Below are 21,965 nucleotides of genomic sequence, written 5' to 3' on the forward strand. Positions count from 1 at the left end.
TTCTATTATATTATGCATTTTGATTAATGACAGTATAGTTTTTATGACTTACAACTGTAAGAGGTTCCATATCTAGTTCTCTAAAATTCTTCATAATTGTTATATCAACAATAACAGAGTTTTGATTTACTTTTTGAACACGGCCTTGCATTCCACCTTTAAATTCGATGATATCTCCAGTTTCTGCGATCTGCATAAGCAACTCTCCTTGTTACAGTTTTCCCAAAAAAAGAATAAATTTGGGTTTTTTTATTTCCTCCTATTTTGAACCATATTTCCTACTTTGTAAATGTTTCCAAAGTAAAAATTCGAAAAATATTCACTTTTTGTAAGAAAATATGTAGAAAATCCATGTTTTTTAGAAAAAATAGCAAAAATGCAAGAATCTTTATATCGAGGTATAATGAAAAAGTAGAATAACCTGCTGAAGTGGGAGAAATTAGAGGCGGTAAAATGATGTTTGAATTTGTGGGGAGTGTTATAGCTTTAATTTTATTTTTATTTTCTTATATGCATTTAAAAAAGATTCGTCAATATGATACGAGTACATATTTTGATGGGATGGATGGTATCCATGCTTCGATAACACATGATAGTGGTGGGGAGATGTAAAGGTATATAACTTTATTTTCTTGCGTGGTATGATGTTTAGAACTAGTGCATAATAGAGTTCATAAGTGATGAATGGAGAGTGAAAAGAATGAAGATTTCTTTTATTCGTCATGGTTGTTTAAGTCGTATAAGAGAACCGATGACAATTAATTCATTTCACGAATGGATGAAACAGTATGATTCCGAGTCAATGATACAAAAAGCTAAAATGCCGATAGAAACAATAGAGGCAATTGAAGCAGCGAAATTTGTCTTAACAAGTGATCAAAGGCGTGCTGTACAATCAGCAGCTGAATTGACGGATTCTTTATCTTTTATGCAAAATTCTCTTTTTAGAGAAGCTGAAGTTCCTTCATGCTTTTTTGCTCCGAAGTGGTTGAAATGCACAATTAAGGTATGGATGTTCATTGGACGAACATTATGGATACTTGGCTACCATAAAGATGTTGAGTCTTATAAGGAAGTAAGAGAGAGGGTAAGGCAAGCGGCTTACCTGTTACATCGTTATGCTCTCGTACATGGAAGTATAGCTCTTGTAGGTCATAATTATGTGAATGTAATGATTGGTGCCGAACTGAGAGCGATGGGATGGTCTGGTTCTCCTATTTTGCACAGAGAGCCATGGGGATGTACAACATATACGTTTCACGAGGCGATGGATGGAAATATATTAAATACAAATTTAACATAAAAGCACACGATTTATATAAATCGTGTGCTTTCTTTTTAAGATATAGAAATTTTGACGTTTAATGGTTTTACGAGATGAGCATAAGGTTCTCCTACTAGCATAACAATTTCATCTTTTTTATAACCTAACTTTTCGTATAGTGAATAGGCGCGTTTGTTTTCTAAATTAACAAGTAAAGCGATTTTTTTATGCCCTTTTTCAGTTGCATAGATTTCGGCAGCTTCAATTAATTTAGAACCTATACCTTTTCCGCCGTGTGCACTTGAAACTGATAATGTATCAATGTAATACTCATCAAGCTCAGCTTCTTTTTCTAACGTAATTGATTCATCTTTATGTAATGCTCTTAAGTGATGTACAATTGGTGCGTCAAGCTGTGTTGCTTCACTACCGTGATAAGCGACAATAATTCCAACTGCACTCTCGTCTTGTTCATAGACAAAACAGTTTTCGTAGCTCAGACGGTTATTTTCTTTTGAGAACCATGTCTCAAGTCCTAGTAATACTTCTGCTTCAACTGTGCTACCTGTGATTTTTTCAGCAATTTCATGCAGAGCATTATACAATAAAGGAGCTATTGCCATTGCATCTGTCTTTTTTGCTTTCCGAATCATAGTATCCCTCCTAGTTCTATTTGTATATTGTAGCATAGTGGTATGGAACTTTGCATAATTGAATGCCGAAATGTTTGATATAGAGAAGTAGCTATGTTAGTATATGATATTTAGTGGACATATAGTAAAACAATATTGTTTGCGAAATAACGAAAATAAAATCATGGCATAACAACGAGATAAAGTGAAACGTTAATCAGTAAGATTTTTTGTTCATTCTACGACTGATTAGTAGTCAACACCAATCGGACTACCTGCAAATAGCGGGATAAATTTACAGTTGTTGACCTATAGAATATAAGATAAAATAAAATATTGCAGAGAGGTGAAATACATGGATAAAGAATTAGCAAATACAATTTTAGATCAGCTAAAAAATGGTGAAATAAAGGAGTATGTTGTTACGAAAGATGTATTTTATACGTTCAGAGAAGTTGTTGTAAATAGAGAAGACTTTAAGCATTTCATTGGTAACGCACAGCGAGGCGGGCAAGTGATTTATACATATTCAGAAACGCCACGTTCATAAAGGAGAATTTTGATCAGCAGGGCATCTCTCACTGATTAGTAGCCTTCACCAAACGGACGTTTCATGCGGGATAAATAAAAGATAAAGGAGAGGGGAATTATGGGCGATTTTAAACAAGGCATTTTACCACATTGGGATTATATGTGGAAAGATAGAGCCGGCAATCGATTTATGGGAATGGTTATGTATCCAGAGAAACGAAAATGTTCAGCAAAAATGCTTCAGAAAATAAAAAGAGCATATGAAGAAGCAATAGAAATTAAAGTAACTGTACAAGTTCAACATACATATCAGTACGTAGAAGGACTGATTGTATACTTTGATGAAGAGGCTCCTGTATGTACAATGCTTGATAAAGATGAAAATCCACATCATATATTTGTAAAAGATATTTTGCGCATTGAGTACTCTGAATAAACTTTTCATAAATAAATTGAAGTTCCATAATAATAATCTTTTTCTATAATAGTTATCTTTTAGTATGTAACGAAAAACGAAAGTATATGTATAATATATTTAATAAGGTAAATTTGATAAATGTAATCGTTTTTTAGAGCAGATTATAGTTTCATATCTGTTCTTTTTTGCGTGATGCTGGAGAAATATATTTCTTCAGCATCTACCGTTTTATGACAAAATATATTGTTAACTTTTTTAAAAATAAGGTTAAATTCGTTGACAACTTTTTTGAAAAGCACTTTATTGACATGAGTTTTAGAATGTTGTTTCATAGTCATTGTATTGAAAAAAAACGGCTATCATGTCGAAAAGTAAAAGTTAAAAAAAGAAAGAATTTATACATATATCTTGTGTCTTATTTTGAAACGTAATACAATATATAGAGAAATCAAGAACAACATATAGAGAATATAGATTTGAGAGGGAGGGTCGGAAATGTTAGTTGCATATGATTCTATGACAGGAAACGTGAAGCGTTTCATTCACAAATTAAATATGCCGGCCGTTCAAATTGATGAAGATCTAGTAATAGATGAAGACTTTATTCTTATTACGTATACAACAGGTTTTGGAAATGTACCAGAACGTGTTTTAGACTTTTTAGAGCGCAATAATGAAAAATTAAAAGGCGTATCTGCAAGCGGCAATCGTAACTGGGGAGACATGTTCGGTGCAAGTGCTGACAAGATTTCTACTAAATATGAAGTGCCTATTGTATCAAAATTTGAGTTATCTGGAACAAATAACGATGTAGAATATTTTAAGGAAAGGGTGCGGGAGATTGCGACACATTGAACTGAATAATGAAATCACGCAAATGCAGGACGGTTTTTATCAGCTTCATAAAGATAAAGAGGCATTAGAAGTCTTTATGGAAGAAGCTAGAGAGAATACCGTTCCTTTTAATAGCGTGGCAGAGCGAATGGAGTATATGAAAGAACATGATTACTATTACAACGTTCTGGACGAGTATAGCTTGGAGGAAGTAGAGGAAGTATATAACATCGCTTATGGTGAAAACTTCGAGTTCCAATCTTATATGGCAGCATCTAAGTTCTACAAAGATTATGCGTTAAAAACGAATGATCAAAAACAATACTTAGAAAGCTATGAAGATCGTGTAGCAATTGTTTCATTATACTTAGGACGCGGTGATGTTTCGAAAGCAAGACAATTCGCAAGCATGATTGTAAAACAAAACTACCAACCAGCGACACCAACCTTTTTAAATGCGGGAAGAAGCAGAAGAGGAGAAATGGTGTCTTGTTTCTTGTTAGAGATGGATGATAGCTTAAATTCAATTGGCTTTAACATTAATACTGCGATGCAATTATCAAAAATCGGCGGGGGAGTAGCTTTAAACTTATCTAAGCTACGCGCACGTGGTGAGCAAATTAAAGGTATCGACAACGCTGCAAGTGGCGTAGTACCTGTTATGAAATTGCTTGAAGATTCGTTTTCATATGCGAATCAGCTTGGCCAACGAAAAGGTGCCGGTGCAGTATATTTAAACATTTTCCATTGGGATATTATTGAATTCCTTGATACCAAAAAAATAAATGCCGATGAGAAGAGCCGTATTCAGTCTCTATCAATCGGAATTATCGTTCCAAGTAAGTTCTTTGAGCTTGCTGAGAAAAACGAACCTTTCCATGTTTTCGCGCCTTATACGGTTTATAAAGAATATGGCAAGCATTTAGATGATATTGACATTGATGAAATGTACGATGAATTAATGAGCAATCCGAAAGTGAAGAAGAAGCCACTAGATATTAGTGCACGTGATATGCTTATTAAAATCGCTATGATTCAGCTTGAGTCTGGTTACCCATACTTAATGTTTAAATCAAATGCAAATAATCAACATCCATTGAAGGATATTGGAACTGTGAAGATGTCGAACTTATGTACAGAAATCTTCCAGCTTCAAGAAACTTCAGAAATAAATGATTACGGTACAGATGACATTATCCGTCGTGATATTAACTGTAACTTAGGATCGTTAAATATTGTAAACGTAATGGAAAATAAAGAAATTCGTGAAGCAGTTCATGCGGGAATGGAAGCTTTAACAGCTGTTTCTGATATGACGATTATTCCGAATGCACCAACTGTGAAAAAAGCAAATGACGAGCTTCATTCAGTTGGACTTGGAGCAATGAACTTACACGGATATTTAGCAAAAAATAAAATCGCTTATGAAAGTGCAGAAGCGAAAGAATTCGCTCGTACATTCTTTATGATGTTAAATTACTATTCTATTGAGAAAAGTATGGAAATCGCTACAGAAAAAGGCGAGACATTTAAAGACTTCGATAAATCTGATTATGCGAATGGCACATACTTCGAAAAGTATGAAACGACAGATTACAGTCCTGTAACTGAAAAAGTTCAGCAACTATTTGAAGGAATTCATATTCCGACAAAAGAAGATTGGACAAGTTTAAAAGAGCAAGTGCAGAAGAATGGTTTATACAACTCATATCGTCTTGCCATTGCTCCAACACAATCAATCAGTTACGTTCAAAATGCAACTTCAAGCGTAATGCCGATCGTAAGTCAAATCGAATCAAGAACATATGCGAATGCGACAACATATTATCCAATGCCGTATTTATCAAAAGATACGTTCTGGTACTATAAATCTTCTTACGATATGAATCAGTTTAAATTAATTGATTTAATCGCAGAAATTCAAGAACATATTGACCAAGGAATTAGTACAATTCTTTACGTTAATAGTGATATTTCAACACGTGAATTAGCACGTTACTACATCTATGCACATAAAAAAGGCTTAAAGAGTCTGTATTATACGAGAACACGTAAATTAAGCGTGGAAGAGTGTGTGGCTTGTACCGTTTAATGGCATATTGCCATACTAAATGAATAACCCAATAGTATGAGCAGGGTTATGAACCCTGCTCATACTTGGTTTGTTCTACTAAACGGTTAGCTTTTCATTGTTAGATGGAAATTTAACCGTTCAGTAGAACAATAATAGATATAGGGGTGATTCAATGCGCGCTGTTAACTGGAATAAAAAGGAAGATGATTTCAGTTTAATGTTTTGGAAGCAAAACATCGCTCAGTTTTGGACAGAAGAAGAAATCGCGGTTTCGTCTGACAAAAATACTTGGGTGCAATTATCGAAAGAAGAGCAAATTGCTTATAAGCGTGTATTAGGTGGTTTAACACTTTTAGATACGAAACAAGGTGGCGAAGGAATGCCACTTGTACTTGTTCATCTTGAAAATTTACAAGCGAAAAGTGTATTAGCTTTCATGGGAGCTATGGAAGAAGTACATGCGAAAAGTTATAGTCACATTTTCACAACATTAGCTACAGAAGAAGAAATTGATGATATTTTTGACTGGGTAGACAATCATCCGTTACTTGAGAAAAAAGCTGGTATTATTACTAGTTACTATCGTCGTTTATTAAAGCCTGAAGTAACGAAAAAAGAGTTATACATGGCAATGGTAGCAAGTGTGTTCTTAGAAAGTTACTTATTCTATAGTGGATTTTTCTATCCACTTTACTTAGCTGGTCAAGGTAAACTGACGGCAAGTGGTGAAATTATTAACCTTATTATCCGTTAACTTATGGCGGCTTTTGGTAGAGATACCAATTGAAAAACCCTTTTAATTGCTGGGACCCCCTAGTGTAAATTTATCTGTATTATTATTGATGAATATATGCATTCAGGTTATTCTCTAACTATCAATAGATGGAAAGGAGAATAGCTGATAGGGCAATCAGCAGCGAAGCCTTTATCTAGCGATAACATGTACGGAAGTATCAGACATCGAAAACTGTATAAACAGTGGTGGGTGCGATACGTAGATAAAGGAACGTTCAACGACTATCCCAATGGCGGTGAAATTCCGCAAGAGGAGTAGGGCCAAGCGGTGGGTGAGAATCCCTTAAATCGAAATGGAGGGCTACCTGAGAAGGTAGATGATATAGTCTCTTCTTACAGGAAACTGTAAGCTGTATAAACGGCATAGGAGTAGCGAACTTATGTGAAGGTAAAGGATGAGTCAATTCACGGCGTATTCGTCGGTATTTTAGCACAACAAATCTTCGCAGAACTTTCTGTAGAAGAGCAACAAGAAGTGCAAAAAGAAACACAAGAGTTATTAATGGAACTATATGAAATTGAAATGGCCTATACAGAAGAAATTTACACTTCTATCGGTCTTGTAGAAGATGTAAATCGTTTCGTTCGTTACAATGCAAATAAAGGGCTTATGAACTTAGGACTTGAGCCGAAGTTTGAAGAAGAAGAAATTAACCCAATCGTTTTAAATGGTTTACGTACAGATACGAAAAACCATGATTTCTTCTCTGTAAAAGGAAATGGTTACGTAAAAGCAACGAACGTTGAAAAGTTAGCTGACGATGACTTCGTGTTTAACTTTTAATATAGGATTATAAGGAAAAGCTGTCTTATTGATTGATAAGACAGCTTTTCTTTATAATTTTGTTTACATAACACTATTATTTTTGTATAGCGATTTATATTTGGGAAGTTCTATTCGGTTAACGGATAGAACTTTTTTGTAATTAAATGGGTATTTACAAACCTTTTGTATCAGTGTATTATTTAACTAGTACACCGATACAAAAGGAGGGAAGAAATGAAAATAGAGTTTTCTCCAAATACACCAATTTACATTCAGGTAATGGAATGCATAAAAAAAGAGATCGTAACAGGACATTTATTGCCTGGTGATAAAATTCCCTCTGTCCGTGAATTAGCGAGTGAATTACAAGTGAATCCAAATACGATTCAGCGTACATTTCAAGAGCTAGAACGGGATGGAGTTGTTGTCACACGTAGAGGAATGGGACGGTATGTAACGAATGAAGGGGAGAAAATTATGGAGCTGCGAAAAGAGATGGCGAAAGAATTACTTCATTCTTTTATAGATGGAATGGACAATTTAGGTTTTTCAGAAGAAGAAATTCTTACAATTCTTCGTTCTTCATTACATGATAAGAGGGAGGAGAGCCAATGACAGAGCTATTGAAAATAGAAAACTTATGGAAGAGATACGGATTAAAAGCAGTGATCCGTGAATTAAACATAGAGATTACGGAAGGGAAAATCGTTGGGCTTGTTGGAGATAACGGGAGCGGGAAAACGACGTTATTGAAAATGATTGCAGGCTTGCAACACCCTTCTGAAGGTAGTATTACAATAGACGGTAAAAAGGTAGGATTACAGACGAAAGAAATCGTTTCATTTATGTCCGATAAGCCAGTCTTTGATGATTGGATGACTGTAAAAGATGCTTTATTTTTTTACCGAGATTTTTATAAAGACTTCGATATTCAAAAAGCGGTAGATACGATTGCAGAATTTAAAATACCGTTAGAAGAAAAAATTACAGCATTGTCAAAAGGTATGATAGAGAAGCTGCAAATCATTTTAACATTTTCTCGAAAAGCGAAGCTATACGTACTGGATGAGCCGTTGGGCGGGATAGATCCTCTTTCTAGAGAACATGTATTGGATTTAATTCTACAGTTCTATAGGGAAGATTGTACGATATTAATTTCCACTCACTTAATAAATGAAATTGAAAATATTTTTGATGAAGTGATCTTTTTAAAAGATGGAGAAATGGTTCTATATGAAAATGTAGAAGAAATTCGTTTTCAGAGAGGAAAAGCAGTTCATGAATTGTTTAAGGAGGTGTTTAGTAAGTGAAGTCAGTACTTTCCTATTTATGGAATGTAAATAAGAAAAGATATATTGTTACTTTTTTATTCTTTGTGCTAATTGAAGCTGTGTTATTTTCACAAATGATTGTAAGAAAAAGTGATGCGGCTATCAGTAGACAAGAGGGTATATTTGGAATCATTATGATTATATTTTTCTTTTATATTGTTTATATGTTTATACAAACAATGAAATCATATTCACGCTTACTAACTAATCCAATGTTACGACTTACAGCAATATCTGGGAAACAATATGTAATTTCTATGCTTATTTTCTCATTTATCGCAATGGCTATATGGTATGGGATATGTGGAATTCTTTTCTACGTAAGTTATGTATTAGCTTTTCCTACGACTTCTGTATATGTAGAGGCAAAAGAGATTATGCAAGTAGGCATAATTAATAATTTAATATATACGATAAGCGATTTATTTGAGTTTTTGTTTAGTGTGTTACAAATCATATTAGTAATTACTCTAGTTAAGTTACTTACCAAAAAGAAAAAGGCGCAAAATATACTGATCGTTATTATTTTTCTAGTAATAAATATAGCGATTACTTTAGCGACAACCTTGCTAGGAAAATTAGCTCCAGCTTTCCAAGTATTGCGAAGAGTAGAATATCATAGTGAAAGCAAGAGTCTGTTTATTAATATGTTTCAAGAAAATGGATTTAACATTTTTAATATAAGTTTCATGGTAATGGTTAGTGCTCTAATAATATATGTAATTGCTTATATTATCGATAAAAAACTAGAAGTCTAAAGGAGGAATCAGCATTGGGAAACGTAGTAGTAAAGTTAGAGAATGTTCGAAAAAGGATTGGTGGAACGGAAATTATTCGTGGTTTATCATTTGAGGTTCGTGAAGGAGAAGTATACGGATTCCTTGGGCCGAACGGTAGCGGTAAGACGACGACGATCCGTATGATGACAGGTCTTATTTCAATGACAGAGGGCGATATTACAATTTGTGGACATAGTATTCGCTCGGAGCGTGAAAAGGCACTAGAGCAAATTGGAGCGATTGTAGAAAATCCTGAACTATATGATTATATGACAGGAATGCAAAACTTAAAGCATTTTGCGAATATGGCCATTACACCAATTAGTAAAGAGCGCATTGCTGAGATTGTAAAGCTTGTTGAATTAGAGCATGCGATTCATAAAAAGGTGAAAACATATTCACTTGGTATGAAACAACGTTTAGGAATTGCACAGGCATTACTTCATCAGCCGAAAATCTTAATTTTAGATGAGCCGACAAATGGATTAGATCCAGCTGGTATTCGCCAAATTCGTGATTATTTACAACGTTTAGCGAAAGAAGAGAATATTGCTGTAATCGTATCAAGTCACTTATTGAGTGAAATTGAATTAATGTGTGATCGCGTTGTTATTATTAAACAAGGTGAGTTTGTACAAGAGTACAACTTACATGAAAAAGTGAAACATGATGAGGCAGTCGTTGTAGCGTTTGAAGTAGATGAAGTTCAGAAAGCAAATGAAATCATTAAAGGCAAAGCAAAAGGGAATGTAATTGTAGCATCTGTAACAAAAGACAACATTCCGCAACTTGTAAAAAAACTTGTTCATGCTGATGTGCTTGTATATGGCGTTACTGTTCAAAATAAAACTTTAGAGGATGAGTTCTTAGCGATTACTGGGGGAGTGAAAGCGTAATGTTTAAATTAATTCAAAATGAATTTTTAAAGTTGCATGCGAAAAAAGGTATGTATATTTTAATTGGTGTCATTGCGGCACTCGAAATTTTAGGTACTTTAGCAATGTTGAAGTGGGGAAAAGGTGATGAGTTTAAGGGGGCATATTTAGATTATGCAAACTCAGAGATTGGCTTAATTGTTTTATTTACAACGATTTTTGGGATTACACTTGCTGCCCGTACTCTTACTGATGAGTTCCAAAAAGGTACAATTAAACAATTGTTAATCCGTCCAAGAAAAAGACTTGCAGTTTTATTTTCTAAATATATTACAGTGTTATTAGCAATGTTATTTATCGTATTAGCTGGTATGCTAATTGCAATGATTATTGGCGGTATTGTAATGGATGGTAGTAAAACAGAATTAACGTTAGGAATCGTAATGAAGTCAACTTTATATCAACTACTTTCACCGTTCTTTTTTGCAACACTTGCATTTTTCCTAGCAAATGTCTTTAGAAAATCTGTATTACCATTAATTATTACGATGTTCCTATTCTTCTTACAAGGTGCAATTAATATGGTATTAATAATGTTTGCAAAAGGTGTAGCGAAGTTTGTAGTATTCAACCATTTGGATTTAAGAGCTTACGATAGTAATAAATTAATCAATGGTGGAATGGAACCAACATTTACAGAATTTACGTTTACAACTTCATTATTACTTGTAGTTGCATACTTTGTTGTGTTACTTGTAGCATCAAGTGCATTATTCCAAAAACGTGACGTATTATAATAAAAGAAATCCCCGCTTGTAAAAACGGGGATTTTTATTACATAAAATTCACTTAGATTGCAACAAGTATGCAATTTTTCGGTGGAGAAGAAAGTGGTACAATCTCAATTACTGAATTACAAGCGCAAAGTAATTTATGGATTGGTATTGGTCTTACAGTTGTTGGATTACTTTGGTTAATTCCTTATGTTTGGAAACAATGGCGTACAGTAAAAGAAGTTGGCGTGCCACGAGTACGTTTTATAAATGAGCAAAAAGTAGTGAGTTCATCACAAGAAAATGAAGTGTATAGTCAAGTGATCGTAACCGATAGATTGATGGCCATAGAGTTACCAGATGAGGCTGTAAATAAGCTTCGGTTAGAAGAAAATGATTATGTAACAGTATCTGTAGAAGAAGATAAAATCGTTATAAAGAAAGCACATAATAGATAATTAAAAAGTAGCTCCTTAGGAGCTACTTTTTAATTTGTAATAATTTCTACACGAAAATTATTACCGTTCTTTACATATTTAATATCTGTAACAGTGCGGACCGTCTTTAAAATCTCCACTTTTTCACCAATTCGTGGGATGGTCGGAACATTGTCCCAAATACCAAGCAAGTCATCTAATTGTGCCGTTTTTTCATAAAACCAGATTTTCAATGTAAAGCCCCTTTCTCGAACTTTATGTATTTTAATACATAATATATTATTTTTATTCTTATTGTAAGGGGTTTTTTTATATTTTATGAATAAAAATAAATTAATCTTCTGGGAAGATATGTTCAATATCAGGAGTAAGAGATACTTCTGATAATACGATATGAGAAACGGTCGTTGCATATGAAGAAACATCATTGATAAATTCTTCCAGTTCAACGAGTGAAGGAACAGAAATTTTTACAATGTAGCATAAGCTTCCTGTTACTCGGTAACAAAAACTTGCAGATGGATAAGATTGAATAAACTGTTGCATACGTGTTGTATCACCATTTTTTAAAGTGATTTCTAAAATACAATCTAAAACGAGTCCTGCTTTTTTATAATCAATATCGATTGTGTATTTTTGAATAACACCTTCGCTTTCGAGCTTACGAACACGTTCTGAAGTAGATGGAGCAGATAAGTTTACTCGTTTCGCCAATTCACGCATCGAAAGGCGACTATCATTATATAATTCATTTAAAATTTTTCGATCAACACGGTCTAATTGCATTTGTAAATATACCTCCAGTAAAATAATGATTTTTGTAAAGGGAAAATATAAATTAAGATTCATATGAAATGTAAAGTGAACGTTATTTATTTTACAATAAAACAGAAGGAAATAGGAGGGGAAATGATGGAGAGAATTTCATTATCAAATGTAGGAGATACAAAGTTTCAAAAGTTATTAGGGCATAATTCGGATATATTACATTCGTGGAGTACGTTAGAAGATACACTGTACAATAAAGGAACTCTTTCAGCAGAGTTGAAGGAGCAAGTGAGAAGAACATTAGCGTATGGGAATGAATGTCCGTACTGTATGGCAAAAGGAAGACCTGATGATATGCAAAAGGCAGAGGAGATTGGTGTAGCCGTTACTTTTGCGCATACATTTGTTCATGACCGAAAAGCAATAGATGATACTATGTTTCACGTATTAAAACAATATTGGACAGAAAAAGAAATTGTAGAGCTTTGCGCCTATGTTTGCTTTATTACTGCGTCACAACAACTTGGTTTTCTATTTCAATTACAGCCAAATTAAGGGGGAAATGATGACAAATCAAATAGCACTTATCATAATCGATGTACAAAAGGCATTTCAATTACCAGATTGGGGCGAGAGAAATAATATTTTTGCTGAAGAAAACATGAGAATTTTGTTAGAAGAATGGAGAAAAAGGAAACGACCAGTTTTTCATATTCAGCATGTAAATAAAGAAAATGCTCAGTCAATGTTTTATGAGAGAGCGGAAACGGTAAACTTTAAAGAAGAAGTGCAACCACTACTTGGTGAAGTGGTTATTCAGAAATTCGTTAACAGCGCGTTCATTGGGACAAATTTAGAAGAGCAATTAAGAAAGAACAAATGTAATGCAGTAGTGGTTGTAGGATTAACGACAAATCATTGCGTGGAAACTACAACACGAATGGCAGGGAATTTAGGATTTACAACATATTTAGTGAGTGATGCAACGGCTACTTTTAACCGTAAAGGTTTAGATGGTAAGGAGTATAGTGCAGAAGATATTCACAATATGACACTTGTAAATTTACATGAAGAGTTTGCTACGATTGTGACGACAAAAGAAGTATTAAAATTATTTTAAGAAAATAATTGCAAATTATGTAGAAAAAAATAAGAATATTTCGTATAATCTAAGTACAATCATTTTGAAAATAGGGGTGGCATCATATGGAGCAAATTTCAGTAAAGAAATTAGAAGAGGTACTTGTTGTAGCAGGGGATGATAAACAGAAGCAAAAGGAATTTTATGAATTGCTCTTATTTACTGAGTTTTATGTTGCTGGTTCACTAGAAGCAGAGGACGGGGCAACAGAGGGAATACTTCGTTTGCGTCATTTCCAAGGAGAAGGTAGATGGATCGTTCCGTTCTTTACACAAATGGAATTTGTAAAAGATGTGTTGCCAGAAGGAACGCCCCTTATTACGATACGTGGGAAAGAGTTATTTGGTAGCATTGAGAAAGATGCTACAGCTGTATTAAATGTTGGTACTGATATAAGTAAAACATTTATTCCAGAAGAAATTGCAGATATCTCATCTGGACGAATTTTTAATTATTATAAGTAAAAGGAAAAGCGTAATCGCTTTTCCTTTTTAATTTGAATATGGAGTGGCTATACCGGAAGAAATAGAGACTGTTTTATTATTCGTGTTTATTGTCGCTGTAGCTCCAAGTGGAATACCGATGTTTGGACTTATATGTCCAATTGGTAAACCGAATAGGACCGGTATATGATATGGTGCGAAATATTCATATAATATTGCTTGCAATGATTGAGATGGCTTTGAAGGAGTGCAGTCGTGACAACTTGTGAAAATAACGCCCCTACATTCATTAAACTTTCCAGATAAAAGTAGCTGATTTAACATACGGTCAATGCGGTACGGTTCTTCACCAATGTCTTCAAGTAATAAAAGTGTATTGTCCGTATTTATCTCGTAGGGCGAGCCAATTATACTTGTTAACACAGCTAAATTTCCTCCAACTAACGTACCTGTAACTGTACTGTGAGAGCTAGATACGATACATTCTGATGCAGATAAAATGGTTGAATACGGATGGAATAGCTGATTGAAAGAGGATAAAGATAGGGAATCAATACCTTTTCCTAGTTCTTCAATCATCGGACCATGAAATGTTATAAGCTTTGCATAACGTGAAACAGCAGTATGTAAAGCTGTAATATCGCTATATCCCCAAAAGATTTTAGGGTTTTGCCGAATGATTTCATATTGAATGTGAGGGAGGAGACGAGCACTTCCGTAACCACCTCGTGCACAGAAAACGGCCTTCACTTCATTATTTGTAAATGCTTCATGTATATCGTCAAGCCGAACTTGATCACTTCCGGCTAAAAATCCATATTTCTCGTAAACGCTCTTCCCGATTATTACGGATAACCCCATCTCTTGTAATACATTCACACCTTGTAATACATTTTCGATTGTAGGTGGACCAGATGGTGCAATGATCATTACTGTATCACCTTGTTTTAATGCATTTGGATAAATCATTAAGCTCAGCCTCCTTCTCTTTCAATATATTCGCTTCATATGAAGTTCAACCCTTGCAAAAGCAGGGGAAAGCTTATCAAATAAAGAAGATATAAAGGAAATAGGAGGGGAAATGATGTTTACAAGTCGAGTAACAGACATATTAAAAATTGAGTATCCCGTTGTTCAAGCCGGTATGGCAGGCGCGATTACGACGCCAGAACTTGTTGCAGCAGTAAGTAATAGCGGAGGATTAGGGACGCTTGGAGCGGGCTATATGAGCCCAGAACAAATTCGTGAAGCGATTTATAGAATAAGAGAACTAACAGATAAGCCTTTCAGTGTTAATTTACTTGTAACGAAAGAGATACAAATAGAAGAAGAGAAGGTAAATGAGGCGAAAGTATTACTAAGTGGAGTAAATAGAGAATTAGGTATAGAAGTAGAAGGGACGTTAAAACTTCCAAAAAGCTATAAGGAACAATTACAAGTGTTATTAGATGAAAAAGTACCGGTCGTTAGTTTTGCATTTCAAACGTTAGAAAAAGAAGAAATAAATGATTTAAAAAGAAGTGGAATAAAAGTTATCGGAACAGCTACCCATGTGAAGGAAGCGAAAGTACTTGCCGAGTTAGGAGTAGATATTATTGTCGGGCAAGGAAGCGAAGCCGGAGGGCATAGAGGAACGTTTATTGGGAAAGAACGAGATGCTATGATCGGTACTTTTGCGTTAATACCTCAGTTAGTAGGGGCTATTCCGCATATCCCAATTGTCGCAGCAGGTGGTGTAATGAACGGACAAGGGCTTGTTGCGGCATTGGCACTAGGAGCAGAAGGTGTTCAAATGGGATCGGCCTTTTTAACAAGTGAAGAGAGTATTACGCACGATGTGTATAAAGAAGCGGTTTTACATAGTACAGATACGAGCACAACTGTAACTCGTGCGTTTTCTGGGAAATATGCGCGGGGTATTCGGAATGAATTTATAGAGAGACATGAAGGAAAAGAAGAAGGGCTGCCGATGTATCCAGTGCAAAACGTATTAACTTCTAAAATACGCCAAGAGGCAGCGAAGCAAAATAAGGAAGAATATATGTCACTTTGGGCAGGACAGGCAGCATCATTAGCTAGAATCGAATCAGCTCAGCATGTAGTGGAGCGAGTTATGAAAGAAGCAGAGAATGCAATCGAACAATTACAAAATATATACAAAAAGACCACTTGAGTAATTCAAGCGGTCTTTTCATTAGTTTGCTTTATAAAATTGTTGGATGGCTTCGTCGATGTAAACCCAGCCTTTCCAACCTAAGTGCATATGATCTTTTAAGAAGTATTTATCGTATTCATGATTTGAGAAGTCGGCAATTGGATAACCAGCTTTTTCAATTTGCTCATGAACTTTCTTATAGTATGCTTCGCGGCGTTCTTTCGGGAAGCCAGCGTAGTCGTACCAAGGACCTTTGACAGGAACAGAAATGAAGAGTGGTTTTGCACCAGATTGTTTTAATAAATCAAGTACAATTTGTAAATCTTCATATTCTGGCGATTGATCATAAGCATCATTTTTTAAGTAGCCTTCACGTTGCTTTAATTTCTTCTTGATTTTGCTATTGAAGTAACCATCTTCGATACCATATTCATTAGATCCAGATTCTGCTGCACCTGTTTGATCTGCATGTTTACGAGCTTCATCCCAGTTCATTTGTTTTAATGAAGGGTCAAGCTTTTCTTTATGCGGTTTAATATTAAACATAGCTGTAAATAAATCTTTACGATCTAAAATGTTACGGTAAATATAAGCGAAAGGTTTAGCAGCAAGTGCTTTTACTTTATACTTCGTATCATCATAAGCGATGCCTTCAAGCGAGATTTTTAATAAAGTTTCTTTTTTTACAATCTCAAAGTTTAATAAACGCTTTGCAATTTGTTTTTTCATTTCAGGTTTTAAATCATTGTTGAAAATGAAGTGGTAACCTTGTTGTTTTGAAAAGTTAGGTGCAAAGTGCGTTTCATCAATACCTTGTGGTACAAACCATTGCGGAGAAAGAACGAATACCATTTTCTTATCTTTCAATTGATCCATTGTAGATGCGAAGTTTAACACATGTACAAGGTCTTGTGTTCCGCCGCGTCCAAGAAGGAATGGCGTAAATCCTTCAGGCTTTACTTTAAAATAATTAGATGGATGGAAAGCATCCATACGTGCGAATTCCGATGAACCGTACATCGGAAGATATTTTGGATCTGCTAACATCTTTTGCTGTAAAATCATACTTTGAATTTTTTCTTCTTTTAAAGAAGTAGCAGCTTGTTCTACTTTTTCATCACTTAAAAGTGGAAGTAGGAAGCGCGTTGGAATAAGTAAGAATACAGCAAAAAGGGCCAATGCTAAAAGCATCGGACCAAATTTTGCTTTGTTCATCGGATTTCTTCCAACTTTTTAATAACCATGTTTGGTGTAGCCCACTCGTCACGGTCAAAATCAGAAATAGAAACTTCAATATCTAAACGCTCTTGGAATTCAACTAATAAAGATACTACAGCAAAAGAATCAAGAATACCTTCTTCAAATAATTGAACATCTAAGTTTTCTTTCACAATATCGTTTTCACATACTTCTTCTAAAATATCTAATACTTGCTCTTTGAATTCTGCCATTTTTAAAATCTCCTTTATATCCGAAATATATTATATGTGCAACTTCTTAATGGAATAAGAAGGGTGCATTAAAAGTATCTGTTAAGGTGTCCAGAGAAGATTAGGAAACCGAAACATACAATGTGGAACGTAATTACAATCGCAAGGATGCGTGTGAATTTATTGTTTGGCCAAAATTTATGCTTCTTGTTTTTTCGTTCGAAAATATCGAATAAAATAAACAGTGCGGCATGATATAGACCATAAATAATATACTGCGCAACAGCGCTTCCTTGGATATGCCAAATTCCCATAATGAAGAAGTTTAAAAATGCACCGATATACGAAATTGTGTAACGGTTCTTAATTAACTTTTTCTTCGTTGCAAAAAATACGAAACGCATGTAGATGAAGTCACGGAACCAGAATGATAAACTCATGTGCCAGCGGTTCCAGAAGTCTTTAATATTACGACTAAGGAATGGCTTATTAAAGTTTTCTGGCGTTTTAATTCCCATCATATAACTTACACCAATTACAAAAGAGCTATAACCAGCAAAATCAAAGAATAGATATAAGCTATAGCTATACATGTAAATCATATTTGAAAAGATTGTATCGTGTTGAGCGAATGCTGGATCCATACAATATTGCTTTATTAAGTAAGCAATAATAAATTTATACAAGAAACCTTGGAAAATACGATTTAGTCCTGTATATAGTAAATTTTGATATTCTTCAGCGCTAGGTGGCTTTTGAATATCTTTTTGGAATCTACGGTAACGATCGATAGGTCCTGTTGAAATCGCAGGGAAAAATAAAACGAATTCCCAGAAGTTAAAGAAAGAAAGCTCTTTAATTAAACCATCACGAACTTCAAATACCATTTGAACTGCTCTGAATGTTACGTAAGATATACCTAGAAAAACAACAAGTTTTAACTCAGGTAGTAACGATGCAAATGGTGCGATTTTTGCCAAAATAAGAGGCAAAATCGATAAAATAACAGCTATGCAAAATGTGAATGTACTATTATTTTTTTTTCTTAAAATTAAATAGCCTTTAATTAGGGCATATTGCCAAATAATAAATGCGGCTAACATCATTGCTTGCTTTGGTTTATCTGAGAAGATAATAGCAAGCATGATTAATGTTAAAACGGCATTATATTTACGCAACATTTTACCTTTTAATCCAGCTATGATAGTAGGTATTAATAAAATGCCCACTATAGCGAAAAAATAAAATGATCCATATGCGGTCATGCTGTAACCTCACTCAATAATTTTTTGCGATCTACCTTTCCATTTGGTGTCATTGGAATAGAAGATTGATACATGAATTTACGTGGAATCATGTAGTTTGGTAATCGCTCATTGAGTTCTTTTTTGATTGCAGATGTTAATTTGAATTCTTTTTCAAACGAATGCTCCCCAGGAACAACAACCGCTAATAAATAATCGTATTTCTCACCTTTTTTAATTGGAACGATAACTGCTCCTTCTACGTAAGAACACGCACGAAGGTGATGCTCAATTTCTTCTAATTCCATTCGATAACCATGCAACTTAATTTGGAAATCAAGACGACCATTATAGAATAGAAGACCATTTTCAACATAGCCAGCATCGCCTGTTTTATAGGCGCGCTCACCGTCAATCATAGTAAATGCTTTTTCTGTTAATTCAGGGCTTCCTAAATATCCAACGCTTACGCTTGGACCGACAATTACGATTTCACCTTTTTCACCATCAGGTGCAATCGTGCCATCTTCTTTCATAATAAGAAGGCGACAGTCTGATTTACAATAGCCAACTGGAAGTGATTTGTATTGATTAAGCACTTCTTCTGTAACGTGAATACCTGTTACAGCGACAGTAGCTTCTGTTGGACCGTAAGTATTCATAATTGTTGCTTTTGGGAAACGCTCAATTAATTTTCTAGCCACTTCATTTGGTAACACTTCACCGCAGAATAAGAATGTTTTCATGTTCGGTAGCATACTTTCAGAGAAGGATGCTTCCATTAAACACATTTCAGCGAAAGAAGGTGTCGAAGTCCATACTTGAATATCCGATTGCTCTAAAGAAGCAAACAAGTCTTTTGGACGCGCAATCATATCTTTATCGATTGCCCAAAGTGTACCACCTGTTACTAATGATGGGTAAATATCCATTACAGATAAATCGAATGAGAAAGGTGCTTGATTTAAGAATACTTGCCCTGTTTGTAAGTTGAAATCTTCTACAGCCCATTTTGTAAAGCTAACAAGGCAGTTATAAGTAATCTGAACCCCTTTCGGATTACCTGTGCTTCCTGATGTGTAAATAATGTAGAAGTTCTCATCACCTTTTACCGCATGTTCAGGATTTGGAGTGTTCCCTTTATGAGTAAAGAAAATATCTTTTAAGTTGTCTTCACTTACGATGCGAACTGGTAAATCAGTTACAGTTACTGCTGTTGCCGATAAAAGTAATTTCGCACCAGAATTTTCAGCAATACGTTGTACACGATCAGCTGGGATAGATAAATCTACAGGAATGTAAGCATGTCCAGCTTTTACACATCCTAAAAAGTTAACAATCATTTCAGGTTGCATATGGCCATACACCATAATTGGTGAACGATCGTCTGGATACTCAGAAGAAATCCAATGTGCTAACGCATCAGAATCTTCCTTTAATTGTTTGTACGTAATTTTCGCATCTCGCCAAACAAAAGCGGTTTGATCAGGCGTTTCTGCAGCCCACTTTTCAATTTGTTCTAATAACTTCATAACGTTCCCACCCTAGAATTCATTGTAAATAAATGTACTTGTGTTTGTATCATGGAATCCATACAACCAAAGTAATGCAAATAAAATTGCAAGATAATAAACCGTCTTTGCAACCCATTGTGTGAGTGGTCGAGACCATATCTCTTTTAATCTTTCCATGTCTTTCCCTCTCTTAATGAAATAATAGCTCTTTGTAGGTATCATGTCCTACATTATTGTGAAAAAAACAAAATCCCACATTTTAGGTAAAAATAAGTCAAAAGGCTCTTTTTTGATATTAGCACTAAATACTAAAAAAGAAAATCCCTAACTTAGCAATTATATTACATTCAGCATGAATTTGTAATGGGTTTGACATGTAAATAGAAAGTGGATTGTGTGAATACATAAAAGTGGACTATAAGAATACGTAAAAATACAGTATTTGTTTTTATTAATCATTCAAGACGGAGTAAACTTTTAAATTTCTAGTTCTTTTGAAAAGGAGGAAATTATCATGAATAGAGTGTGGAAGAATCTAATTTCGGAAGAAAATATCGTGAAATGGAGAAGGCACTTCCATAAGTATCCGGAATTATCATTTCATGAAAAAGAAACTTCGCAATTTATATATGATACATTATGCTCATTTTCTTCTTTTGAAGTAACGAGACCGACGAAGTATAGTGTACTAGCAATTAAAAGAGGTGTGAAGCAAGGGAAAGTAATTGCGATTCGAGCTGATATAGATGCTTTGCCAATTCAAGAGGAGACAAGTAAATCTTATACATCTGTGAATAAAGGAATGATGCATGCATGTGGGCACGATGCTCACACAGCTATTTTATTAAGCACAGCAGAGGTGCTATCAAATATAAAGGAAGATTTTGCAGGTGAGATTCGTCTATTCTTTCAGCACGCAGAAGAGGTGTATCCCGGTGGGGGACAAGAAATGGTTGAGGCAGGTGTAATGGACGGTGTTGATTATGTAATAGGTTTACATGTTATGTCTGGATTAGAAAGCGGAAAGATAGGAATTGTGTATGGGCCGATGATGGCGGCACCAGACGTATTTACAGTTGAAATTCAAGGCAAAGGAGGACATGCGGCGCGACCAGAAGAAACGATAGACCCTATTGCTATCGGAGCACAGATTATTACAAATTTACAACATATCGTATCAAGAAATACGAGTGCTTTTATGCAAAGGGTTATTTCAGTTACACAATTTCATGGGGGAACGGCTGACAATATTATTCCTAGTACAGCAACTTTAATGGGAACCGTTCGTTCATTTAATCAAGCATTGAGGGTGGAAGCAGAAGGGAAAATCGAGAAAATTGTGAAAGGAATTACAGAAGCACATGGAGGATCGTATACATATACGTATCGATATGGATATGATCCGGTTATTAATGATGAATATATTACGAAAATAGTAGAAGAAAGTGCACTACATTTGTTTGGGAATGAGCGTGTTGTGAAGCTTGAACCTTCTATGGGTGGGGAAGATTTTTCAGCATATTTAAGAAAAGCACCCGGTTGTTTCATTAAATTAGGAACAGGTAATGAAAATATATATACTTGTTATCCACATCATCATCCGAAATTTGACGTGGATGAATCAGCATTAATTTGTGGAGTGGAGCTATTTTTAGAGACGACTATAAGATTACTAAAATCATAGAAAAACAAAAAAAGGCAACTGCACTCTATTGCAGTTGCTTTTATTTCTTTCCGTCAGAGAGGGCTGAGAAAGAACTA

The 21,965-nt window shown here is 34.8% G+C and carries 27 protein-coding genes and 4 pseudogenes; 20 read left to right on the forward strand and 11 right to left on the reverse strand.

The window, feature by feature from the left end; genetic code table 11:
• Positions 1–10 precede the first annotated feature (10 nt).
• On the reverse strand, positions 11–196 hold the full coding sequence (locus tag ACXKY9_RS06170; protein WP_001165082.1) for a YkvS family protein: 186 nt from the start codon (positions 194–196) through the stop codon (positions 11–13).
• Positions 197–429: 233 nt separating this feature from the next.
• Here ACXKY9_RS06170 and ACXKY9_RS06175 point away from each other — a divergent pair, with 233 nt between their 5' ends.
• Positions 430–612, forward strand: a complete 183-nt coding sequence (locus ACXKY9_RS06175) for a hypothetical protein (protein WP_002004691.1) — start codon at positions 430–432, stop codon at positions 610–612.
• Between the two features lie 88 nt (positions 613–700).
• A complete protein-coding gene (locus ACXKY9_RS06180; protein WP_000703098.1) occupies positions 701–1,303 on the forward strand; it encodes a histidine phosphatase family protein in 603 nt (200 codons plus the stop codon).
• 35 nt (positions 1,304–1,338) lie between these two features.
• Here ACXKY9_RS06180 and ACXKY9_RS06185 read toward each other — a convergent pair whose 3' ends face one another.
• Entirely contained in the window at positions 1,339–1,917 is a 579-nt protein-coding gene (locus ACXKY9_RS06185) for a GNAT family N-acetyltransferase (protein ID WP_000619548.1), read from the reverse strand.
• A gap of 334 nt (positions 1,918–2,251) precedes the next feature.
• Here ACXKY9_RS06185 and ACXKY9_RS06190 point away from each other — a divergent pair, with 334 nt between their 5' ends.
• Complete coding sequence (locus tag ACXKY9_RS06190; RefSeq protein WP_000356684.1) at positions 2,252–2,446, forward strand: hypothetical protein; 195 nt, start codon at positions 2,252–2,254, stop codon at positions 2,444–2,446.
• Positions 2,447–2,545: 99 nt separating this feature from the next.
• Positions 2,546–2,863: a hypothetical protein gene (locus tag ACXKY9_RS06195; RefSeq protein WP_000502197.1), complete on the forward strand. Its 318-nt coding sequence runs from the start codon at positions 2,546–2,548 to the stop codon at positions 2,861–2,863.
• 143 nt (positions 2,864–3,006) lie between these two features.
• Here the strand turns inward: ACXKY9_RS06195 and ACXKY9_RS06200 are convergent, their stop codons facing one another.
• On the reverse strand, positions 3,007–3,177 hold the full coding sequence (locus ACXKY9_RS06200; protein WP_174767340.1) for a hypothetical protein: 171 nt from the start codon (positions 3,175–3,177) through the stop codon (positions 3,007–3,009).
• A gap of 163 nt (positions 3,178–3,340) precedes the next feature.
• On the opposite strand from ACXKY9_RS06200, the gene nrdI reads away from it, so the two are divergent.
• From nrdI to ACXKY9_RS06255, 11 genes and pseudogenes are all read left to right on the forward strand, one after another.
• Entirely contained in the window at positions 3,341–3,700 is a 360-nt protein-coding gene (gene nrdI, locus ACXKY9_RS06205; protein WP_000959447.1) for a class Ib ribonucleoside-diphosphate reductase assembly flavoprotein NrdI, read from the forward strand.
• Positions 3,687–5,771 (forward strand): class 1b ribonucleoside-diphosphate reductase subunit alpha, encoded by a 2,085-nt coding sequence (gene nrdE / locus ACXKY9_RS06210; RefSeq protein WP_001215839.1) that lies wholly within the window; start codon positions 3,687–3,689, stop codon positions 5,769–5,771. Before nrdI ends, nrdE begins: the two co-directional genes overlap by 14 nt.
• A 154-nt stretch (positions 5,772–5,925) precedes the next feature.
• A pseudogene (locus ACXKY9_RS06215) lies at positions 5,926–6,504 on the forward strand (ribonucleotide-diphosphate reductase subunit beta); the annotation flags it as partial.
• A gap of 201 nt (positions 6,505–6,705) precedes the next feature.
• Positions 6,706–6,807 (forward strand): annotated as a pseudogene (locus ACXKY9_RS06220) (nuclease); the annotation flags it as partial.
• A 129-nt stretch (positions 6,808–6,936) separates the two neighbouring features.
• Positions 6,937–7,332 (forward strand): annotated as a pseudogene (locus tag ACXKY9_RS06225) (ribonucleotide-diphosphate reductase subunit beta); the annotation flags it as partial.
• Between the two features lie 216 nt (positions 7,333–7,548).
• Positions 7,549–7,929 carry a GntR family transcriptional regulator gene (locus tag ACXKY9_RS06230; RefSeq protein ID WP_000687508.1) on the forward strand — a complete coding sequence of 127 codons (381 nt, stop codon included), beginning with the start codon at positions 7,549–7,551 and terminating at the stop codon, positions 7,927–7,929.
• Complete coding sequence (locus ACXKY9_RS06235; RefSeq protein ID WP_000137747.1) at positions 7,926–8,624, forward strand: ABC transporter ATP-binding protein; 699 nt, start codon at positions 7,926–7,928, stop codon at positions 8,622–8,624. Before ACXKY9_RS06230 ends, ACXKY9_RS06235 begins: the two co-directional genes overlap by 4 nt.
• Positions 8,621–9,403 carry a hypothetical protein gene (locus tag ACXKY9_RS06240; RefSeq protein WP_000843921.1) on the forward strand — a complete coding sequence of 261 codons (783 nt, stop codon included), beginning with the start codon at positions 8,621–8,623 and terminating at the stop codon, positions 9,401–9,403. The genes ACXKY9_RS06235 and ACXKY9_RS06240 overlap by 4 nt, the downstream gene beginning before the upstream one ends.
• A 14-nt stretch (positions 9,404–9,417) precedes the next feature.
• The gene (locus tag ACXKY9_RS06245) at positions 9,418–10,320 is read left to right on the forward strand and encodes an ABC transporter ATP-binding protein (RefSeq protein WP_000528820.1); all 903 of its coding nucleotides are present in this window, start codon (positions 9,418–9,420) and stop codon (positions 10,318–10,320) included.
• On the forward strand, positions 10,320–11,096 hold the full coding sequence (locus tag ACXKY9_RS06250) for an ABC transporter permease (RefSeq protein WP_000475423.1): 777 nt from the start codon (positions 10,320–10,322) through the stop codon (positions 11,094–11,096). Before ACXKY9_RS06245 ends, ACXKY9_RS06250 begins: the two co-directional genes overlap by 1 nt.
• Positions 11,097–11,152: 56 nt before the next feature.
• A pseudogene (locus tag ACXKY9_RS06255) lies at positions 11,153–11,530 on the forward strand (AbrB/MazE/SpoVT family DNA-binding domain-containing protein); the annotation flags it as partial.
• A gap of 29 nt (positions 11,531–11,559) precedes the next feature.
• Here ACXKY9_RS06255 and ACXKY9_RS06260 read toward each other — a convergent pair.
• Both ACXKY9_RS06260 and ACXKY9_RS06265 read right to left on the reverse strand, forming a co-directional pair.
• Positions 11,560–11,742: a DUF3913 family protein gene (locus tag ACXKY9_RS06260; protein WP_000707107.1), complete on the reverse strand. Its 183-nt coding sequence runs from the start codon at positions 11,740–11,742 to the stop codon at positions 11,560–11,562.
• A 100-nt stretch (positions 11,743–11,842) separates the two neighbouring features.
• Positions 11,843–12,295: an Lrp/AsnC family transcriptional regulator gene (locus ACXKY9_RS06265; RefSeq protein WP_001175505.1), complete on the reverse strand. Its 453-nt coding sequence runs from the start codon at positions 12,293–12,295 to the stop codon at positions 11,843–11,845.
• 126 nt (positions 12,296–12,421) lie between these two features.
• On the opposite strand from ACXKY9_RS06265, the gene ACXKY9_RS06270 reads away from it, so the two are divergent.
• The 3 genes from ACXKY9_RS06270 to ACXKY9_RS06280 all read left to right on the forward strand — a co-directional run bounded on the left by ACXKY9_RS06270 (position 12,422) and on the right by ACXKY9_RS06280 (position 13,882).
• The gene (locus ACXKY9_RS06270) at positions 12,422–12,832 is read left to right on the forward strand and encodes a carboxymuconolactone decarboxylase family protein (protein ID WP_000439753.1); all 411 of its coding nucleotides are present in this window, start codon (positions 12,422–12,424) and stop codon (positions 12,830–12,832) included.
• Positions 12,833–12,842: 10 nt separating this feature from the next.
• A complete protein-coding gene (locus ACXKY9_RS06275) occupies positions 12,843–13,397 on the forward strand; it encodes a cysteine hydrolase family protein (protein WP_000184437.1) in 555 nt (184 codons plus the stop codon).
• 86 nt (positions 13,398–13,483) lie between these two features.
• Positions 13,484–13,882 carry an SseB family protein gene (locus ACXKY9_RS06280; protein ID WP_000435262.1) on the forward strand — a complete coding sequence of 133 codons (399 nt, stop codon included), beginning with the start codon at positions 13,484–13,486 and terminating at the stop codon, positions 13,880–13,882.
• 27 nt (positions 13,883–13,909) lie between these two features.
• Here ACXKY9_RS06280 and ACXKY9_RS06285 read toward each other — a convergent pair whose 3' ends face one another.
• The gene (locus ACXKY9_RS06285; protein WP_000640075.1) at positions 13,910–14,830 is read right to left on the reverse strand and encodes a S66 peptidase family protein; all 921 of its coding nucleotides are present in this window, start codon (positions 14,828–14,830) and stop codon (positions 13,910–13,912) included.
• Positions 14,831–14,945: 115 nt separating this feature from the next.
• On the opposite strand from ACXKY9_RS06285, the gene ACXKY9_RS06290 reads away from it, so the two are divergent.
• Positions 14,946–16,034, forward strand: coding sequence for an NAD(P)H-dependent flavin oxidoreductase (locus ACXKY9_RS06290; RefSeq protein WP_000495286.1), 1,089 nt, complete (start codon positions 14,946–14,948; stop codon positions 16,032–16,034).
• Positions 16,035–16,055: 21 nt separating this feature from the next.
• Here ACXKY9_RS06290 and dltD read toward each other — a convergent pair whose 3' ends face one another.
• From dltD to ACXKY9_RS06315, 5 genes are all read right to left on the reverse strand, one after another.
• Positions 16,056–17,231, reverse strand: a complete 1,176-nt coding sequence (gene dltD / locus ACXKY9_RS06295) for a D-alanyl-lipoteichoic acid biosynthesis protein DltD (protein ID WP_001030266.1) — start codon at positions 17,229–17,231, stop codon at positions 16,056–16,058.
• Positions 17,228–17,467, reverse strand: coding sequence for a D-alanine--poly(phosphoribitol) ligase subunit DltC (dltC, locus tag ACXKY9_RS06300; protein ID WP_000807310.1), 240 nt, complete (start codon positions 17,465–17,467; stop codon positions 17,228–17,230). Before dltC ends, dltD begins: the two co-directional genes overlap by 4 nt.
• A gap of 68 nt (positions 17,468–17,535) precedes the next feature.
• Complete coding sequence (gene dltB, locus ACXKY9_RS06305) at positions 17,536–18,711, reverse strand: D-alanyl-lipoteichoic acid biosynthesis protein DltB (RefSeq protein ID WP_000127921.1); 1,176 nt, start codon at positions 18,709–18,711, stop codon at positions 17,536–17,538.
• The gene (dltA, locus tag ACXKY9_RS06310) at positions 18,708–20,222 is read right to left on the reverse strand and encodes a D-alanine--poly(phosphoribitol) ligase subunit DltA (RefSeq protein ID WP_000770512.1); all 1,515 of its coding nucleotides are present in this window, start codon (positions 20,220–20,222) and stop codon (positions 18,708–18,710) included. The genes dltB and dltA overlap by 4 nt, the downstream gene beginning before the upstream one ends.
• Before the next feature lie 12 nt (positions 20,223–20,234).
• On the reverse strand, positions 20,235–20,381 hold the full coding sequence (locus ACXKY9_RS06315) for a teichoic acid D-Ala incorporation-associated protein DltX (RefSeq protein WP_000440293.1): 147 nt from the start codon (positions 20,379–20,381) through the stop codon (positions 20,235–20,237).
• Between the two features lie 337 nt (positions 20,382–20,718).
• On the opposite strand from ACXKY9_RS06315, the gene amaA reads away from it, so the two are divergent.
• A complete protein-coding gene (amaA, locus tag ACXKY9_RS06320) occupies positions 20,719–21,888 on the forward strand; it encodes an N-acyl-aliphatic-L-amino acid amidohydrolase (protein ID WP_001082787.1) in 1,170 nt (389 codons plus the stop codon).
• The last annotated feature ends 77 nt before the right edge of the window (positions 21,889–21,965 follow it).

It is taken from the genome of Bacillus sp. 2175 (assembly GCF_057812155.1).

Bases quoted from the DNA above. Each gene is read 5' to 3' on its own strand.
- ACXKY9_RS06315 (WP_000440293.1), bottom strand. From the start codon at position 20,381: ATGGAAAGATTAAAAGAGATATGGTCTCGACCACTCACACAATGGGTT.
- ACXKY9_RS06170 (WP_001165082.1), bottom strand. From the start codon at position 196: ATGCAGATCGCAGAAACTGGAGATATCATCGAATTTAAAGGTGGAATG.
- dltA (WP_000770512.1), bottom strand. From the start codon at position 20,222: ATGAAGTTATTAGAACAAATTGAAAAGTGGGCTGCAGAAACGCCTGAT.
- ACXKY9_RS06235 (WP_000137747.1), top strand. From the start codon at position 7,926: ATGACAGAGCTATTGAAAATAGAAAACTTATGGAAGAGATACGGATTA.
- ACXKY9_RS06250 (WP_000475423.1), top strand. From the start codon at position 10,320: ATGTTTAAATTAATTCAAAATGAATTTTTAAAGTTGCATGCGAAAAAA.
- ACXKY9_RS06270 (WP_000439753.1), top strand. From the start codon at position 12,422: ATGGAGAGAATTTCATTATCAAATGTAGGAGATACAAAGTTTCAAAAG.
- ACXKY9_RS06265 (WP_001175505.1), bottom strand. From the start codon at position 12,295: ATGCAATTAGACCGTGTTGATCGAAAAATTTTAAATGAATTATATAAT.
- dltC (WP_000807310.1), bottom strand. From the start codon at position 17,467: ATGGCAGAATTCAAAGAGCAAGTATTAGATATTTTAGAAGAAGTATGT.
- ACXKY9_RS06275 (WP_000184437.1), top strand. From the start codon at position 12,843: ATGACAAATCAAATAGCACTTATCATAATCGATGTACAAAAGGCATTT.
- dltB (WP_000127921.1), bottom strand. From the start codon at position 18,711: ATGACCGCATATGGATCATTTTATTTTTTCGCTATAGTGGGCATTTTA.
- ACXKY9_RS06285 (WP_000640075.1), bottom strand. From the start codon at position 14,830: ATGATTTATCCAAATGCATTAAAACAAGGTGATACAGTAATGATCATT.
- ACXKY9_RS06190 (WP_000356684.1), top strand. From the start codon at position 2,252: ATGGATAAAGAATTAGCAAATACAATTTTAGATCAGCTAAAAAATGGT.
- amaA (WP_001082787.1), top strand. From the start codon at position 20,719: ATGAATAGAGTGTGGAAGAATCTAATTTCGGAAGAAAATATCGTGAAA.
- ACXKY9_RS06230 (WP_000687508.1), top strand. From the start codon at position 7,549: ATGAAAATAGAGTTTTCTCCAAATACACCAATTTACATTCAGGTAATG.
- nrdI (WP_000959447.1), top strand. From the start codon at position 3,341: ATGTTAGTTGCATATGATTCTATGACAGGAAACGTGAAGCGTTTCATT.
- ACXKY9_RS06185 (WP_000619548.1), bottom strand. From the start codon at position 1,917: ATGATTCGGAAAGCAAAAAAGACAGATGCAATGGCAATAGCTCCTTTA.
- dltD (WP_001030266.1), bottom strand. From the start codon at position 17,231: ATGAACAAAGCAAAATTTGGTCCGATGCTTTTAGCATTGGCCCTTTTT.
- ACXKY9_RS06180 (WP_000703098.1), top strand. From the start codon at position 701: ATGAAGATTTCTTTTATTCGTCATGGTTGTTTAAGTCGTATAAGAGAA.
- ACXKY9_RS06200 (WP_174767340.1), bottom strand. From the start codon at position 3,177: ATGAAACAACATTCTAAAACTCATGTCAATAAAGTGCTTTTCAAAAAA.
- ACXKY9_RS06195 (WP_000502197.1), top strand. From the start codon at position 2,546: ATGGGCGATTTTAAACAAGGCATTTTACCACATTGGGATTATATGTGG.
- ACXKY9_RS06290 (WP_000495286.1), top strand. From the start codon at position 14,946: ATGTTTACAAGTCGAGTAACAGACATATTAAAAATTGAGTATCCCGTT.
- ACXKY9_RS06280 (WP_000435262.1), top strand. From the start codon at position 13,484: ATGGAGCAAATTTCAGTAAAGAAATTAGAAGAGGTACTTGTTGTAGCA.